The sequence below is a fragment of the Sinorhizobium sp. 8-89 genome (assembly GCF_030124325.1).
GTDB lineage: Bacteria > Pseudomonadota > Alphaproteobacteria > Rhizobiales > Rhizobiaceae > Sinorhizobium.
In genome coordinates this window covers 255,686-271,137 of sequence record NZ_JASKLR010000003.1, presented here as the reverse complement: position 1 = coordinate 271,137, position 15,452 = coordinate 255,686, and the positions used below count along the sequence as shown (strand labels likewise).

The following is a 15,452-nucleotide window of genomic DNA, read 5'->3' as shown; positions in this document are numbered from 1 at the left end:
ATGGCGCTTCACTTTGCGGCAGAGGAATATGCGGTCCGCCTTGCGCGGCTTACGGCGAGGATGCAGGAAGAGAAGCTCGATGCGCTACTGCTCTTTGCCCAGGAGAGCATGTACTGGCTGACGGGATACGACACCTTCGGCTATTGCTTCTTCCAGACGCTGGTCGTCAAGAAGGACGGCTCGATGGTGCTGCTCACCCGCTCGGCCGACCTGCGCCAGGCCCGCCATACCTCGAATATAGAACGCATCGAGATCTGGGTGGACCGGGTCAACGCCGATCCGGCCATGGATCTCAAGAATCTCCTCAGCGAACTCGATCTTCTCGGCTGCCGCATCGGCGTTGAATACGACACCCATGGCATGACCGGCCGGACAGCCCGGCTTCTGGACCATCAACTCGCCAATTTCGGCGAAATGATCGATGCCTCCTTGCTTGTAAGCCGCCTTCGCCTGATCAAGAGCCCCGCGGAAATCGCCTATGTCGAAAAGGCCGCGAGCCTCGCCGACGACGCGCTTGAGGCGGCCTTGCCACTGATCCGGCCGGGCGGCAGCGAGGCCGATATTCTCGCGGCCATGCAGGGCGCGATCTTTGCGGGCGGCGGCGACTATCCGGCCAACGAGTTCATCATCGGCTCGGGTGCCGACGCCCTGCTCTGCCGCTACAAATCGGGCCGGCGCACACTCGACGCCAACGACCAGCTGACCCTTGAATGGGCAGGCGTCAGCGCCCACTACCATGCGGCTATGATGCGCACAGTCGTGATCGGCGAGCCGAGCAACCGCCACCGCGAGCTTTACAGCGCCTGCCGCGAGACAATCCAGGCGATCGAAATGGTGCTCCGGCCCGGCAATACTTTTGGCACAGTCTTCGACGTCCACGCCAGGATCATGGACGAACGCGGCCTCGCCCGCCACCGGCTGAACGCCTGCGGATATTCGCTCGGCGCGCGCTTTTCGCCCTCCTGGATGGAGCACCAGATGTTCCATGTCGGCAACCCCCAGGAGATAGAGTCGGACATGTCGCTGTTCGTGCACATGATCATCATGGATTCCGATACCGGCACGGCCATGACCCTCGGCCAGACCTATCTTACGACACCGGATACGCCGCGCGCGCTCTCACGCTACGGACTGGACTTCATTTCTGCGTAAGGAAATCCGCCTATGATCCCCGACCGAGACGGACGAACGGCGACGGCTTCATAGAACCGCCGCGAGCCGGAACGGGATGAGGAAGTGCGAAAGCGGTTTTCCGACCCATCCCGCTCCAACTGTTAGAGTCGAGACGGACGGTGGGAACGATGCGTAAACCGATCATGCCTATCGCAAGCCTTGGTCTTGCAACAGCACTTGCAGCCTGCAACAGCACGGATGTGCTGATACCGCAGGTGGACGTGGGCGGAGGGACATTCCGTTCCCCGCCGGTGACGCAATCCGATCTCGACACCATGTCCACACAAACGGCCATCGTTCCGGTACAAAGCGTGCCGCCAAGCCGCACGGCCGCCTTTTCCGCACAGCCGAACATCTCCGGCCCGCCGACGCAATATGTCACGGGCGACGCCACCTATACGGATCCTGCCGGCACGCTCGACGCCCAGGCAAACCGCCTCGCCCAAGGCGAAACGCCGATCCAGAATACAATGCCTCACGCCAACGCGATGCCCGAAGCCAATGCGATGCCTGAAGCCGAAGAGGTCCGGCAGCAATCGGCCCCGGCGGAGGCTGCCGCTGCGACTCCGGAAGAGCCAGAGCAGGCCGCCGCCGCGCCGCCCGCCGCGGCAACGTCCGGCTCGGGCGGCATTCGGTTCCTGCCGATCATAGGCGCACCGGTCCAGGCGGTGACCCCGCTTTCGAAGCAGCTCGGAGCCGATGCCCGTGCGCAGGGGCTGGCGATCAAAGGCTCCGCGGACGCGACCAGCGAGCACATCCTGAAGGGCTATTTTTCGGCGCTCAACGACGGCGGGAAAACGACGGTCGTCTATGTCTGGGACATTCTCGATGGCAGCGGCAACCGCCTGCACCGTATTCAGGGACAGGATACTGTCGGGAGCACCGCGGCCGAGCCCTGGAGCGCGGTTCCGCCGGAAACTATGCAGGCAATCGCCACCAAAACGATCAGGGCCTATCTCGATTGGCGGCAATCCAAAGCGGGATGAGGAAAAGCGCGCGGTTTTCCGCCCGCATCCGGCTCCGACTTGCGAGAACCGATCACGATCTATGATTCTGGGTCGGTCGACCCATAATCATCGTGATCTTGGCCAGTTGACGCAAAGTTTTTAGGAGAATGGCCTTTGCGCCGCAGCATTCCCACTTGCATTCGAGTTCAGGGACGCTAAAAAGCGGCCGATCAGCTCTGAATAGCGGCCCTCCGTAAAGATTGCCCGCGATCGGAATGGCTCACGGATTTCGCGCGGAAAAAGCCGCCCCGGACTGCACCCGGACGGTGGCCGCGCCAGCTCAAGGCGGACCGTCAATGAAGGTTTTCGCAGGCAATTCGAACCGGCTGCTTGCCGAAGCGATCTGCAACTATCTAAATCTGCCGCTCGGCAAAGCCACAGTCAGGCGGTTCGCCGATCAGGAAATCTTCGTCGAAATAGGGGAAAACGTGCGCGGCGAGGATGTGTTCATCGTCCAGTCCACCTCCTTTCCCACCAACGATCACCTGATGGAACTGCTGATCATGATCGACGCGGTGCGCCGCTCCTCCGCCCGCCGCATCACCGCTGTTCTCCCTTATTTCGGCTACGCCCGACAGGACCGCAAACCCGGGCCGCGCACGCCGATCTCGGCCAAGCTGGTCGCCAACCTCATCACCAGAGCAGGCGCCGACCGCGTTCTCACTCTCGACCTTCATGCCGGCCAGATCCAGGGCTTCTTCGACATCCCGACCGACAATCTCTACGCCGTTCCGATCCTGGCGCGCGATGTCAAGGAGAACTACGACCTGAGGAACGTCATGGTCGTCTCCCCGGACGTCGGCGGCGTCGTGCGTGCGCGCGCACTTGCGAAGCGGCTCGACTGTCTGCTGGCGATCGTCGACAAGCGCCGCGATCGCCCCGGTGAATCGGAAGTCATGAACGTCATCGGCGATGTCAACGGCAAGGACTGCATCCTGATCGACGACATCGTCGACTCGGGCGGTACGCTCTGCAACGCCGCCGAGGCACTTTTGAAGAATGGCGCCACCAGCGTCACCGCCTATATCACCCACGGCGTTCTCTCCGGCGGTGCGGTTACCCGTGTCGCCTCATCCATGCTGAAGGAACTGGTCATCACCGATTCCATCCAGCCGACCACCGCCGTCCAGTCCGCGCACAATATCCGCGTGATCTCGACCGCGGCGCTCATCGGCGAAGCGATCAGCCGCACCAGCCAGGAAGAGTCGGTTTCGAGCCTCTTCGACTGAGATCGATTACTCGGGAGCGGAAAATGTATCCGGCGCCGCAAGCGCCGGCGTTTTTCTGCAGCCTAACGGCTTTTTCCCAAAACCTGCGCCACAGGCTGATCGGCAAGATTGTCGATGAACCAGTTCGGATACACTGGGGCGGGGACGGTTTCGGCGTCGAGCGCCGACAGTTCGCCTTCCGATAAAGCAAGCTCGGCGGCGCCGAGATTGTCTTCAAGCTGATGCAGCTTGGAGGCGCCGAGCAGCACGCTCGTCACCGCATTCTTCGCCAGCAGCCAGGAAATCGCCACCTGCGCGACGCTTGCCCCATGCGCGTCGGCGATTGTGCGCATGCGCTCCACGAGACGGAAGCCGTGTTCCTTGTCGAAAGGCAGAATGTCGAAGCCGGAGTAGCGATTGTCCGGATCGCCGAGATTGTCGCGGGTGTATTTGCCCGAGAGGAAGCCCGCGGCGAGCGGGCTCCACACCGTCAGCCCCAGGCCGTAGCGCTGCATCATCGGGATTACGTCGCGCTCCACATCGCGGCCGAGAAGAGAGTAATGCATCTGTCCGTGCGTGAAGCGCGCGAGGCCGCTGGCCTTCTGGATTTCCAACGCTGCGGCGACCTTCCAGGCCGACCAGTTCGAGAAGCCGATGTAGCGCACCTTTCCCGAGCGGACGACCTCGTCCAACGCCGACAGTGTCTCTTCGAGCGGCGTATAGGGATCCTCCTTGTGAACGATGTAGACGTCGATCCAATCGGTGCCGAGGCGCTTCAGGCTCTGGTCCACGGACCAGAGAATGTGGCGGCGAGAGAGTCCGGCCTGCGTCAGCGGCGTGCCGCTGCGAAATCCGACCTTGGTCGCGATCACCACCTCGTCGCGGCGTGTCCTGAGCGCCTCGCCGAGAATGCGCTCCGATTGACCTGAGGCGTACGCATCGGCCGTGTCGAAAAAGTTGATTCCGGCGTCGAGCGCCCTGCCAACAAGAACAGCTGCGGCCTCCGCATCCGTCTTGTAGACGGCGCCGAGGCTACGGTCGCCCGCCGTGAAGGTCATGGCGCCGAATGCGAGGCGCGAAACCACGAGACCGGTATTGATCATGGCAAATCGAATTATTGCGGAAAATAGGCGTCAACTGTAAAGGTTATGAAGAAAGGCTTCATAATAGCGGAAACAAGTGACGACCGACGCCTTCAGCGGATTGACGGAGTTTCTGGCGGTAGCGGAGCATAGCAGCTTCACCGTCGCCGCAGCCACGCTCGGCGTTACGCCGAATGCCGTCAGCCAGACGATCAAGGCGCTCGAGAGCCGGCTTGGCGTTCAGCTTTTCGTCCGAACAACGCGGCGCGTGGCGCTGACGGAAGCAGGCAGCTCATTCCTCCTGCGCGTGCGCCCGGCGGTGTCCGAGATCGCCGAGGCCTATGATCTGCTGGGCGGTTTTCGCGACCGCCCGATCGGCAACCTGCGCCTGACCGCTCCGCGCATGGCAATCCCGCTGGTCCTGATGCCGCTGCTACCGCGCTTCCGGCAGGGTTATCCGGATGTGTCCGTGGAAATCTCGATCGATGACGCGGCGATCGATATCACCGAACGCCGCTTCGATGCCGGTATCCGCATCGGTGAGGCCGTAGAAAAGGATATGATCGCCGTCAGGCTGACCCCTGACATTACCTGGGCCGTGGTCGGCGCACCGTCCTATTTCGCCAAGAGGGGCCGACCGGCAACGCCGGAGGAACTGACGCACCACGAGGCGATCCGCTATCGCTATCCTACTTCGGGCACGATCTATCGCTGGGAGTTCGAGCGCGAGGGGCGCGATTTCTCCGTCAACGCGCCGGGCGGGCTCACCGTCGACGACTTCCTGCTGCTCGTTGACTTGGCGGAGGCCGGCGTCGGCCTCGCCTATCTGCCCGAGCCGTCGGTCCGCGAGGCAATCGCAACCGGGCGTCTCGAACGCGTGCTCCAGGCCTACTTGCCGACCTCGCCAGGCCTCTTCATCTATTTTCCTGCCAAGGCCCAGACCCAGCCCAAACTGCGGGCGTTCCTCGATCTGGCGGCTAAGATTGGACGCCCGCAGAAATAACGCCTGCATTCACAACCAGGCCTAAAGTCCACGCATATTGACAATCTTGAGGCGTACTCCGCATACTCCCGTCTAATTTCAGAAATTTAGATGTATAGGCGTGTGTAAAAATGGGAATTAGCTCCAGGAGGCAGCGTGATCGCCTGGCGATATTGATAGACGCCGATAATATTCGCTCCGATTTTCTGCCGCTTATCATCCGCGAAGCATCGGCCATCGGCACCGTAATCATCAAGCGCATTTATGGACATTTTGGCAATCGTGCGATGGAAGCGTGGCAGCCGCGGATGCATGAATATGCACTGTCGCCGGTCCATGTCGCGCCGGTAGTGAGGAGCAAGAACGCCACTGATTTGAAGCTCGCGATCGACGCGATGGATATCCTGCATCGTGGGCAAGTTGATGGCTTCTGCATTGCTTCCAGCGACAGCGATTTCACCTCTCTTGCAGGTCGCATACGAGAGAATGGTCTGTCCGTTTACGGCTTTGGAGAGAAGAAGGCGCCAGATCCCTATGTGAAAGCTTGCGATAAATTCTTTTATTGCGACCACCTTCTTCAGGAAACATCGGAGCAGAAGCCGAAGCTGCCTGAGGCAGAAATTCTCGCGACGATCAAGGAGATAGCGCGAGGGGATGGCTGGGCCCCCCTCAGCGCAGTCGGAACCGCACTCGGAAAACGGATCTCGGGCTTCGATTCCCGAAATTACGGATACAAAAATCTCAATACGTTGATGAAAAGTATTTCGTCTTTGGAGTGTAAATCGAACGGTGATAGCCCGGCCCGCGTAAGGCAGAAATGACTGGAGGGCCGCGCTATCCGCGCGCTACGGCGCAACCCTCACCACCGCCGAAGAGCCGCGACCGGGTGAGGAAGCGCTTCTCTCGGCCATTGTCGAGCGAGAACATTCCGCCCCTTCCCGGAACGACATCGATGATCAGTTGCGTGTGCTTCCAGACCTCATACTGGCTGGCGCTGATATAGACCGGCACGCCATCGATCTTGCCGAGCCTCACATCATTGTCACCGACGATATAGTCGCCGGCCGGATAGCACATCGGCGACGAGCCGTCGCAGCAGCCGCCCGATTGATGAAACAGGATATCCGGATGGCCGCGCCGGATTTCGCGGATGAGTTCGATGGCCGCATCGGTCGCGAGCACGCGCGGCTCGCCACTTGTTTCTGTCATCATTTTCTCCCTTCCACACGCCCGACAGGCCCCCGATAGAATATCGGGAGCCCGCCCGGAGGATCACCGGCAAGGCCGGCGCGGGATCAGAAGAAGCCGAGCGCTTTCGGGCTGTAGCTCACCAGCATGTTCTTGGTCTGCTGGTAGTGGTCGAGCATCATCTTGTGCGTCTCGCGACCGATGCCGGACTGCTTGTAACCGCCAAAGGCGGCATGCGCCGGATAGGCGTGGTAACAATTCGTCCAAACGCGGCCGGCCTGGATGGCGCGACCAAAGCGATAGCAACGGTTGGCATCCCGGCTCCACACGCCGGCACCGAGGCCATAGAGCGTGTCATTGGCGATCTCCAGCGCCTGCGCCTCGGTCTTGAAGGTCGTCACCGAAACGACGGGTCCGAAGATCTCCTCCTGGAAGATGCGCATCTTGTTGTGGCCGCGGAATACGGTCGGTTTGACATAGTAACCATCGGAAAGTTCGCCTTCGAGCACGTTGCGCCCACCACCGGTCAGCACCTCGGCGCCCTCCTCCTTACCGATCTCGATATAGGCGAGGATCTTTTCGAGCTGCTCGCTCGACGCCTGTGCGCCGATCATCGTCGCCTGGTCGAGCGGGTTGCCCTGGCGGATCGCCTCGACCCGTTTCAGCGCCCGCTCCATGAAACGGTCATAGACGCTTTCCTGAATCAGCGCGCGGCTCGGGCAGGTGCAGACCTCGCCCTGATTGAGCGCGAACATCGCAAAGCCCTCGAGCGCCTTGTCGAAATAGTCGTCATCCTCGTTCAGCACATCGGCGAAGAAAATGTTCGGCGACTTGCCGCCAAGCTCGAGTGTTACCGGAATGAGATTCTGGCTGGCATATTGCATGATCAGCCGCCCGGTCGTCGTCTCGCCGGTGAAGGCGATCTTGGCGATGCGGGGGCTGGTGGCGAGCGGCTTGCCCGCTTCAAGGCCAAAACCGTTGACGATATTGAGAACGCCCGGCGGCAGGAGGTCGCCGACGAGTTCCGCCCAGACGAGGATGGAAGCAGGCGTCTGCTCCGCCGGCTTCAGTACCACGCAGTTCCCGGCCGCGAGCGCCGGCGCGAGCTTCCATGCAGCCATCAGGATCGGGAAGTTCCAGGGGATGATCTGGCCGACGACCCCGAGAGGTTCGTGGAAGTGGTAGGCGACGGTATCGTGGTCGACCTCGCCGATCGAGCCTTCCTGCGCCCGGATGCAGGCGGCGAAATAACGAAAATGATCGATCGCCAGCGGAATGTCGGCGGCCATCGTCTCGCGGATCGGCTTGCCGTTGTCGAAGGTTTCCGCCCGCGCCAGAAGCTCGAGATTCTCCTCCATGCGGTCGGCGATCTTCATCAGGATGTTGGAGCGCACCGTCGTCGACGTCTGCCCCCATTTCTCCTTGGCCGCATGCGCCGCATCGAGCGCCAACTCGATATCGGCCGCATCAGAACGGGCGATCTGGCAAAGCGTGCCGCCGGTGACCGGCGTCGTGTTGTCGAAATAACGGCCTGCGACCGGTTCTCGCCATTCGCCGCCGATGAAGTTTCCGTATTTCTGCTTGTATGGGTTCTCGACGATCTTCTGATGCAGCATGATTTCCTCCCTTCGAACAGCAGTCCGATTGCTGTGCGAGGAAGGGTGCGGCCGAATGCGGATTTTCGATAGCCGGCCGCGACAGCCGGCAGTGCCATCTGTTTCAGAATTGAGACAGGTTGGTTAGCTTCGGCGTGCTGCAGCGCAGCAATGAGGCTCGAAAGTGACCTGATCCGACCTGCCTAGCACCTTCTCCCGCAAGCTCGGGTGAGGGAGGAGTAAAACCTCCCAGTTCCCTCGCCCGACCTGCGGGAGGGGCTAGGCAACGCTGCTCAGTTCAGCGAAAGCCGCTTCATCTTGCGGTAAAGCGTGGCGCGGCTGATGCCGAGCAGGTCGGCGGCCATCGAGACATTGCCGTTTGCGCGCGAGAGCACACGCCGCAAGGCCGCCCTCTCGGCGTCCGGCAGTTCGCCGCCCTCACCGGGCGCGTCTTCCTGAAGCAGGTCGGACGCCGGAACGCCCGCGGCAATCCGCGCGTCGTCGAGGCCGAGCCGTTGCCGCGCGGCCCGAGTCGCGCCAAGGACGAGGTCGTCACGGTCGACCGCAAGCAGCGCTGGCCCTGCCCGATCGGCGGGCACGAGCACGATCCGGGCCCCGGCAAAGGCTCGCCGGAAAAGGTTCGCCTCGATCCGCGAGGCAGCGTCGCGCACGGCCTGGGAGAGGATCGACAGCGTTGCCTCGGACGCATCGTCGCGGCAGGTGGAAATATCGATCGCCGCCGCAAGGCGCCCGGCCTCGTTCCGGATCGGCGCGGTGGCGCAACTGAGGCCAATATTGCGGCTCAGGAAATGCTGATCGCGCTGGATAATGACGGCGCGCTCGTCGGCGATCGCTGTGCCGATGCCATTCGTGCCGACGCTCGCCTCGCTCCACACGGTCCCCGACCAGAGACCGACATCGCGAAAATCGGCATCGTCGCCGACCGCGCCGCGGCGCTCGAGCGCGACGCCCTTGTCGTCCGTGAGCAGAAGGCAGCACCCGGCCCTGCCGATCACAGCGAAAAGCCGGTCGAGTTCTCCCGCCGCCTCCGCAATCAACACGCCGGAACGCTCGCGCGCCTGACGGAATTCGCTTTCCGCAAGCCGCCAGGGCGTTCGAGGCTCCTCTGGAGCCAACCCGTGAAGCGTCATGCAGCGGCGCCATGATGCTGCGACCGGCGAACTCGCCGCAGCCGACGGTTGATGCGCAATCTTGTAGACGTGTTCGGAATGATCCCTGACAGCAGGCATCCGCTCCCTCCCTGAAAGCGTCCTCCGGCGGAGACAGGTTTGCCGGATCTCCCGGTCGGCATACCTGCGGCTGCCGCACTATAGGCATCGATTGCGCAGCGGGTCCAGCCAGACGAAGGTCGTGCCATCGAACGACTACATGGAGATATAGCCGGGCGGTATCGACATGCCCCTACAGGCGCCGCGTCTTGTCAGACGCGCGAAGGACGCTGCAGCATTCTGAATTGCTGCATGTTTTTATCCTTGAATCGGCTACGATTTACGGAAACATGCAGCAGGATACTTCACGCGCCCCGCCCCGCAACAGCCGGTTGTCCATCATGCTTCGCGACTTTTCCATTCAAAGCCTGTTCATGGGCCTGTTGATTGCCTTTGTCGGTTTTGCGAGCTCTTTCGCCGTCATCCTCAACGGACTTGCCGGCGTGGGCGCTACCGAAACCCAGGCCGCCTCCGGCCTGATGGCGCTGTCGATTTCGATGGGCGTGTGTGCGATCGTCATTAGCATCGTCACACGGCTGCCGGTCAGCATCGCCTGGTCGACGCCAGGTGCGGCATTGCTGGCGAGTTCGACCGCCGTCGAGGGCGGTTTCAACGCCGCGGTCGGCGCCTTTCTCGTCTGCGGCATGCTGATTGTCGTTGCCGGGCTTTGGAAACCGCTGGGTAGGATGGTCTCTTCCATTCCTTCGGCCCTGGCGAATGCGATGCTTGCCGGCGTGCTCATCGGCCTGTGCTTCGCGCCGGTCAAAGCGATCGCGTTCAACCCTCTCTTCGGCCTGCCGATCGTTCTCGCCTGGGTCCTGGTCGGCGGCATCAACAAGCTCTATGCCGTTCCCGCCGCTCTTCTGGCCTTCGTCCTCGTCATCGCCTTCGGCATTGACATGCCCGAAGGCACGTTTGCAAAGCTCTCGTCGGCCCTTGCGCCCAAGGCAGAATTCGTCTTCCCGGCTTTCAACGCCGCCGCCATGGTCAGCATCGCCCTGCCCCTCTTCATTGTGACGATGGCGTCGCAGAACATTCCCGGCATCGCCGTGCTGAAGGTCAATGACTATCATCCCAATCCCGGTCCGCTCTTTGCGGCGACCGGCCTCTTTTCGATGCTGAGCGCGCCCTTCGGCGGCCATGCGGTCAATCTGGCGGCGATTACCGCAGCCATGTGCGCTGGCGTTGACTCCCACCCCGACCGCGCCCGCCGCTACTGGTCGGCGATCAATGCTGGCATTGCCTATATCGTTCTCGGGCTTCTCGCCGGCGCTGTCACCACCTTCGTCAGCCTTGCGCCGCCGGTCCTGATCGAGGCCGTCGCCGGTCTGGCGCTGGTCGGCGCCTTTGCAAGCTCGGCCATGGCCGCCTTCAGCGAAGCGCAGACGCGCGAAGCTGCCGCCATCACCTTTCTGGTAACCGCATCAGGCGCCGGCTTCGGTGGCGTCTCCGGTGCCTTCTGGGGTCTGATCGCCGGCGGCCTCATGCTCGCGCTCGCCCGCTTTTCCAAGCGAAGGGCGTGAACCGCCCGCCGCGCCTTGCATTTCCGCCCATACTCGGCTATGGACCGCGCGTCCGCGCAGACACCCTTGGAGGCAACGCGGATGAAGCTGCCGGTCAGCTTCAGGTTTTTCCGCTTCTTGACGGACAAACTCTCCAAATAACCAGAAAGGTCTATCCATGAGCCACGCAACTTACGAGCTCAAGGCCGAGACGCGCGAACGGGTTGGTAAGGGGTCCTCCCGTGAACTTCGCCGCAACGGTCTTATCCCGGCTGTCATCTATGGTGACAAGCAGGCCCCCCTTTCCATCGCGCTCTCCACCAAGGACGTGACGATGAAGATCCACGCCGGCGGTTTCATGACCACCGTCGCGATCATCGACGTCAACGGCGAGAAGATCCGCGTCCTGCCGAAGGACTACCAGCTGGATCCGGTCCGCGACTTCACCATGCACGTCGACTTCCTGCGCGTCACTAAGGACAGCCAGGTTTCCGTTGCCATTCCGGTTCACTTCGAGAATGAAGAGAAGTCCCCGGGTCTGAAGCAGGGCGGCGTTCTCAACATCGTTCGCCACGACGTCGAGCTGAACGTTCCGGCCGACGACATTCCGGAATTCCTGACCGTGGACCTCACTGGCCTGAAGGCCGGCGAAACCATCCACATCTCCAACATCAAGCTGCCGAAGAACGCGACTCCGGTCATCACCGATCGCGATTTCACCATCGCGACGATCGCGGCTCCGGCCGGCGGCCTTCAGGAAGAAGGCGAAGAGGAAGAAGCCGAGGGCGAAGCAGAAGAATAATCTGCTTTTCGTCAGTCGGCCGGCGACTGGCGCGGGACGCAGATCAGGGCTCATTCCTTGGGCCGGCCCGCCAGCCATGTCGACGCCTACATGACAAACCCGCTCCATGTCGCATGGGGCGGGTTTTTCAATTCGGCCGGCGACCCACGACCTGTTTTCCCGACGCCAGACCTGACTTCATCAGGAAGCATCACCGCCCGATGCAAGCCCAGGTCTTCCCCGCACCATCATGAAATCTCGGGGTGCAGTTTCAGTAACATTTAAGGATTAGATGATGTTCTGCCGGGCGGGGAGCCTATCGGTGGCAGTCGAAGAGAATTGACGATGAATGAAGTGGCAACGACTGCCGAGGGGGGCATGCGGTGATGCACTCGGTGGAAAACCGGTTTATTGCCATCATCTGCGGCGCGATGTTTGTATTCGTCGCTCCGTTGCTCGCACTCTTCCTCACAATATCGAGCGAACGTGTGGCGCGCGAGCGCCTGCAGAACATCGAGCTTCTGATGGAAGCAAGCGCCGAAGCACTCGGCAAGCCGATCTGGGACTTCGATCAGCAAGGCATCGACCGCATCGCCCGATCCCTGATGAACGCCACCGAGATCCGCGCCGTTACTGTCCGCGACGCCAGCGGAAATATCCTTGCCCAACTACCTGTGGGTGGCATCGGCGGCACGACGGCAAGCCGCTCCTTGAAAACAGCTATCGCCTTTGACAGCATCGATGGTGTCAAGGAAGTAGGAGCGCTTGAGGTGGTCGTTCCGAACCCCGGCATCCTTTCGCGCTTCAGCAAGGACGAATGGACCGTCCTCGCCATCCTTCTATTTGCAGTCACGATCGTCTTCGCGGCGGCCTTCGTCGGCAATCGTTTCACCGTGATCCGCCCGCTGATGCGGTTGACCGCCGCGATCGAGGCGACGCGGCGGCTGGGCTCGCGCCATCGGGTCGACTGGACCTCGGACGATGAAATGGGCGCGCTCGCCGCGAACTTCAACGAAATGCAGGATCGGCTGGAACGGGAGGAAACCGAACTCAAGATCGCGCATGATCGCGCAACCGAGATTTACAATCTCACGCCGGCGATGCTCTTCTCGCTCGACGCTGCAAACCGGCTGAGCGCTGTCAGCGACTATTGGCTGCTTGCGACGGGCTATGCCCGCGAAGAAGTCATCGGCCGCAATTTCACCGATTTCATCGACCCGCTGTGGCACGAAGCCTATCGCCTTCGCGCGAAGACGACCGCGAGCGACAATGACAATATCAGCGAGGTGACGCTGCCATTCCGCAAGGCCGACGGCGAGTTCATGACCGTCCTGATCCTCGAAACCGAAACGGCCCATGGCGGCGAGCTCTCGCTGTCCGTCATGACCGATGTCACCGCGCTCAAGCAGGCGGAAAGCCGCAACCATGCCCAGGCGATCACCGATCACCTGACTGGACTGCTTAATCGCCAGGGTTTTGAAAGCGCTCTCGATGACGCGATCCGCAACGCCGACGCGTGCGGCATGCAGCTTGCCTGCCTGTTCATCGACCTCGATCGCTTCAAATGGATCAACGACAATTTCGGCCACGCCGCCGGCGACGCCGTTCTGCGCCGGACCGTCGAACTGATCCGCGCGACGCTCGGTGCCGATGACGTGATGTCGAGGCTCGGCGGCGACGAGTTTGCCATTCTCGTTGCGGAAACGGATGTCGCCGCTCTCGCCAGCGAGATTGGCGAGCGCATCGTCGCGGCACTGCGCGAGCCGATGCCGATTGCCGGCAACGAGCTGTCGGTCAGTGCGAGTGTCGGCGTTTCCGTTTACCCGACCCATGCCGCAAACGCTTCCGACCTGCTCTTGAACGCAGACATGGCGATGTATGCGCGCAAGCGCGACGGCAAGAACGGTCTGCGGATCTTCGACGCCAGCATGCTCGACACCGCACGCGAGCGCCACGAGATCGAGCAATGCATCGAAGCCGGTCTGAAAGAGGATCGGTTCGAGGCCTGGCTGCAGCCGATCGTCGGTCTCGGCGATGGCCAGATTGTCGGCTTCGAAGCGCTGATGCGGCTCGATCATCCGGAAAAAGGGCTGATGCCGCCCGGCAAGATCATCGGCATTGCCGAGGAGACGGGCACGATCGGCCGTATCGGCGACCGCGTGCTGGACAAAGCGATCCGCCATCTCGCCGCGATCTCCAAGCTGGACGGAACACAGAACACTTATCTGGCAGTCAACTTCTCGCCGCTGCAGTTCGAGTTGTCCCTGCCCCATAAGCTCGCCGCCCTGCTGCTCAAGCATCACATTTCGCCGCAACGGATCGTCATCGAGATCACCGAGGCGGTGCTGATGCTCGACAATCCCGAGGTCCACGCCGTCCTGAAACAACTCAACGAGTTCGGCTGCCGCATCGCGCTGGACGATTTCGGCACCGGCTATTCGTCGCTCAGCTATCTCAACCGCTTCCCCGTCGATATCGTCAAGGTCGACCAGTCCTTCACCCGGTCGCTGAGTTCCGGGACCGCCGACGTCAGACGCAAGAGCCGCATGCTCATCAAGGGCATCCGCACCATTTCGCATCAGATGGGATGCACGGTTGTCGCCGAAGGCATCGAGACGAAGGAGCAATGGCAGCTTCTGCGCAAGCTCGGCGTGGATAATGGCCAGGGATATCTCTTCAGCCGCCCGATGCCCATCGACGGCATGCTGGCCCTCCTGGAAAACGATTCAGAAGCCAAGGCTGCCGACCCGGCATAGTGCCGTCGAAAAGGAGAAATGGGCGTGAAGCATCTGATCCTGGCATTCCTCCTAGGTCTTTCCACCACTGCCCGCGCCGAGACGATCCATTTCGTAACCGAGGAATATCCGCCCTACAACTTCTCGACCAGCAGCGGCGCGAACGGCGCGTCGGTCGAACAGATCGCGCTGATCATGGAGGCCGTCGATCTCCCTCACGACATCGAGGTCCTGCCTTGGGCGCGCGCCCTCGCCCTTGCTGAAAGCCAGCCTTTCCATTGCGTTTTCACCACCGGTCACGATGCCGAGCGACACGAGAACTTCAAATGGGTCGAGCCACTGCTCGTCGATCATATGATTCTGGTGCGACGCAAGGGTTCGGCAATCGCGCCGCAAACGATCGATGAGGCGACCAGGTTCGTCGTCGGAACACAGCGGGAGGATTTCTCCGCAACCTATCTGAAGGCGCATGGCTTCGAGCGGATCGATTATGCGGCCAATCTCGATTCCACAATGAAGAAGCTCGCCGCCGGGCGCATCGATCTACTCATAACGTCAGAAAAAACCTTCGAGAGCATGCGAGCCGGCGGCAAACCGGTCGAGGCGGCACTGGTGCTCGAAGGCAAGCAGTACGGGATCGCCTGCCACCGGGACATGCCGGACGACACGGTTGCCCGCATGCAAGCCGAACTCGACCGCCTGATCGCCGGCGGCACTCAGGACCGAATATTCGAACGCTACGGCCTGCGTCCGAACCGCATCGAGCAGGCGGCGAAATAAGGATTGACTTGCCGCGGCCTCAGTGATTTTGGGTTTGTCAGCGGGATTTGGATGCCCCTCAATCTAGCCGTCTCCCCGCTCGCAGGAGAGCGGACGAGAAGGGCGCCGCTTGTCACTTCGCCCCGCTACTGCATGATTCCTTAAATCGGAATCGATTTAGGGACGCTGGCGGAAGCCCAAGGAGAATGGC

Annotated in this window: 13 protein-coding genes; 9 read left to right on the top strand and 4 right to left on the bottom strand. The window is 61.7% G+C overall.

The features are described 5' to 3' along the window. The 3 genes from QN219_RS08605 (at window position 1) to QN219_RS08595 (ending at window position 3,409) form a co-directional block, all read left to right on the top strand. On the top strand, window positions 1-1,152 hold the full coding sequence (locus QN219_RS08605) for a Xaa-Pro peptidase family protein (RefSeq protein ID WP_283999196.1): 1,152 nt from the start codon (window positions 1-3) through the stop codon (window positions 1,150-1,152). A gap of 149 nt (window positions 1,153-1,301) precedes the next feature. Then, window positions 1,302-2,159, top strand: a complete 858-nt coding sequence (locus QN219_RS08600) for a hypothetical protein (RefSeq protein ID WP_283999195.1) — start codon at window positions 1,302-1,304, stop codon at window positions 2,157-2,159. Between the two features lie 317 nt (window positions 2,160-2,476). Then, window positions 2,477-3,409 (top strand): ribose-phosphate pyrophosphokinase, encoded by a 933-nt coding sequence (locus QN219_RS08595; protein WP_283999194.1) that lies wholly within the window; start codon window positions 2,477-2,479, stop codon window positions 3,407-3,409. A 62-nt stretch (window positions 3,410-3,471) separates the two neighbouring features. Here the strand turns inward: QN219_RS08595 and QN219_RS08590 are convergent, their stop codons facing one another. Next, the gene (locus QN219_RS08590; RefSeq protein ID WP_283999193.1) at window positions 3,472-4,491 is read right to left on the bottom strand and encodes an aldo/keto reductase; all 1,020 of its coding nucleotides are present in this window, start codon (window positions 4,489-4,491) and stop codon (window positions 3,472-3,474) included. A gap of 76 nt (window positions 4,492-4,567) precedes the next feature. On the opposite strand from QN219_RS08590, the gene QN219_RS08585 reads away from it, so the two are divergent. Beyond that, a complete protein-coding gene (locus QN219_RS08585; RefSeq protein ID WP_283999192.1) occupies window positions 4,568-5,473 on the top strand; it encodes a LysR family transcriptional regulator in 906 nt (301 codons plus the stop codon). A 110-nt stretch (window positions 5,474-5,583) separates the two neighbouring features. Next, complete coding sequence (locus QN219_RS08580; protein ID WP_283999191.1) at window positions 5,584-6,273, top strand: NYN domain-containing protein; 690 nt, start codon at window positions 5,584-5,586, stop codon at window positions 6,271-6,273. A gap of 13 nt (window positions 6,274-6,286) precedes the next feature. Here the strand turns inward: QN219_RS08580 and QN219_RS08575 are convergent, their stop codons facing one another. The 3 genes from QN219_RS08575 to QN219_RS08565 form a co-directional block, all read right to left on the bottom strand. Then, entirely contained in the window at window positions 6,287-6,664 is a 378-nt protein-coding gene (locus QN219_RS08575; protein WP_405052117.1) for a DUF779 domain-containing protein, read from the bottom strand. 83 nt (window positions 6,665-6,747) lie between these two features. After that, window positions 6,748-8,256: an aldehyde dehydrogenase gene (gene adh / locus QN219_RS08570; RefSeq protein ID WP_283999188.1), complete on the bottom strand. Its 1,509-nt coding sequence runs from the start codon at window positions 8,254-8,256 to the stop codon at window positions 6,748-6,750. A gap of 272 nt (window positions 8,257-8,528) precedes the next feature. Continuing rightward, window positions 8,529-9,485 (bottom strand): helix-turn-helix domain-containing protein, encoded by a 957-nt coding sequence (locus QN219_RS08565; protein ID WP_283999186.1) that lies wholly within the window; start codon window positions 9,483-9,485, stop codon window positions 8,529-8,531. Between the two features lie 320 nt (window positions 9,486-9,805). Between QN219_RS08565 and QN219_RS08560 the strand changes: the two genes are divergently transcribed. The 4 genes from QN219_RS08560 to QN219_RS08545 all read left to right on the top strand — a co-directional run bounded on the left by QN219_RS08560 (window position 9,806) and on the right by QN219_RS08545 (window position 15,262). Then, a complete protein-coding gene (locus QN219_RS08560; RefSeq protein ID WP_283999498.1) occupies window positions 9,806-10,987 on the top strand; it encodes a benzoate/H(+) symporter BenE family transporter in 1,182 nt (393 codons plus the stop codon). Between the two features lie 157 nt (window positions 10,988-11,144). Beyond that, window positions 11,145-11,768 carry a 50S ribosomal protein L25/general stress protein Ctc gene (locus tag QN219_RS08555; protein WP_283999185.1) on the top strand — a complete coding sequence of 208 codons (624 nt, stop codon included), beginning with the start codon at window positions 11,145-11,147 and terminating at the stop codon, window positions 11,766-11,768. A gap of 362 nt (window positions 11,769-12,130) precedes the next feature. Next, a complete protein-coding gene (locus tag QN219_RS08550; protein ID WP_283999184.1) occupies window positions 12,131-14,503 on the top strand; it encodes a bifunctional diguanylate cyclase/phosphodiesterase in 2,373 nt (790 codons plus the stop codon). Window positions 14,504-14,527: 24 nt separating this feature from the next. Then, window positions 14,528-15,262: an ABC transporter substrate-binding protein gene (locus QN219_RS08545; RefSeq protein WP_283999183.1), complete on the top strand. Its 735-nt coding sequence runs from the start codon at window positions 14,528-14,530 to the stop codon at window positions 15,260-15,262. The last annotated feature ends 190 nt before the right edge of the window (window positions 15,263-15,452 follow it).

What these genes read in the sequence shown, in the direction of transcription:
- QN219_RS08605 (WP_283999196.1), top strand. Translation starts at nt 1, where the DNA reads ATGGCGCTTCACTTTGCGGCAGAGGAATATGCGGTCCGCCTTGCGCGG.
- QN219_RS08600 (WP_283999195.1), top strand. Translation starts at nt 1,302, where the DNA reads ATGCGTAAACCGATCATGCCTATCGCAAGCCTTGGTCTTGCAACAGCA.
- QN219_RS08595 (WP_283999194.1), top strand. Translation starts at nt 2,477, where the DNA reads ATGAAGGTTTTCGCAGGCAATTCGAACCGGCTGCTTGCCGAAGCGATC.
- QN219_RS08590 (WP_283999193.1), bottom strand. Translation starts at nt 4,491, where the DNA reads ATGATCAATACCGGTCTCGTGGTTTCGCGCCTCGCATTCGGCGCCATG.
- QN219_RS08580 (WP_283999191.1), top strand. Translation starts at nt 5,584, where the DNA reads ATGGGAATTAGCTCCAGGAGGCAGCGTGATCGCCTGGCGATATTGATA.
- QN219_RS08575 (WP_405052117.1), bottom strand. Translation starts at nt 6,664, where the DNA reads ATGATGACAGAAACAAGTGGCGAGCCGCGCGTGCTCGCGACCGATGCG.
- adh (WP_283999188.1), bottom strand. Translation starts at nt 8,256, where the DNA reads ATGCTGCATCAGAAGATCGTCGAGAACCCATACAAGCAGAAATACGGA.
- QN219_RS08565 (WP_283999186.1), bottom strand. Translation starts at nt 9,485, where the DNA reads ATGCCTGCTGTCAGGGATCATTCCGAACACGTCTACAAGATTGCGCAT.
- QN219_RS08560 (WP_283999498.1), top strand. Translation starts at nt 9,806, where the DNA reads ATGCTTCGCGACTTTTCCATTCAAAGCCTGTTCATGGGCCTGTTGATT.
- QN219_RS08555 (WP_283999185.1), top strand. Translation starts at nt 11,145, where the DNA reads ATGAGCCACGCAACTTACGAGCTCAAGGCCGAGACGCGCGAACGGGTT.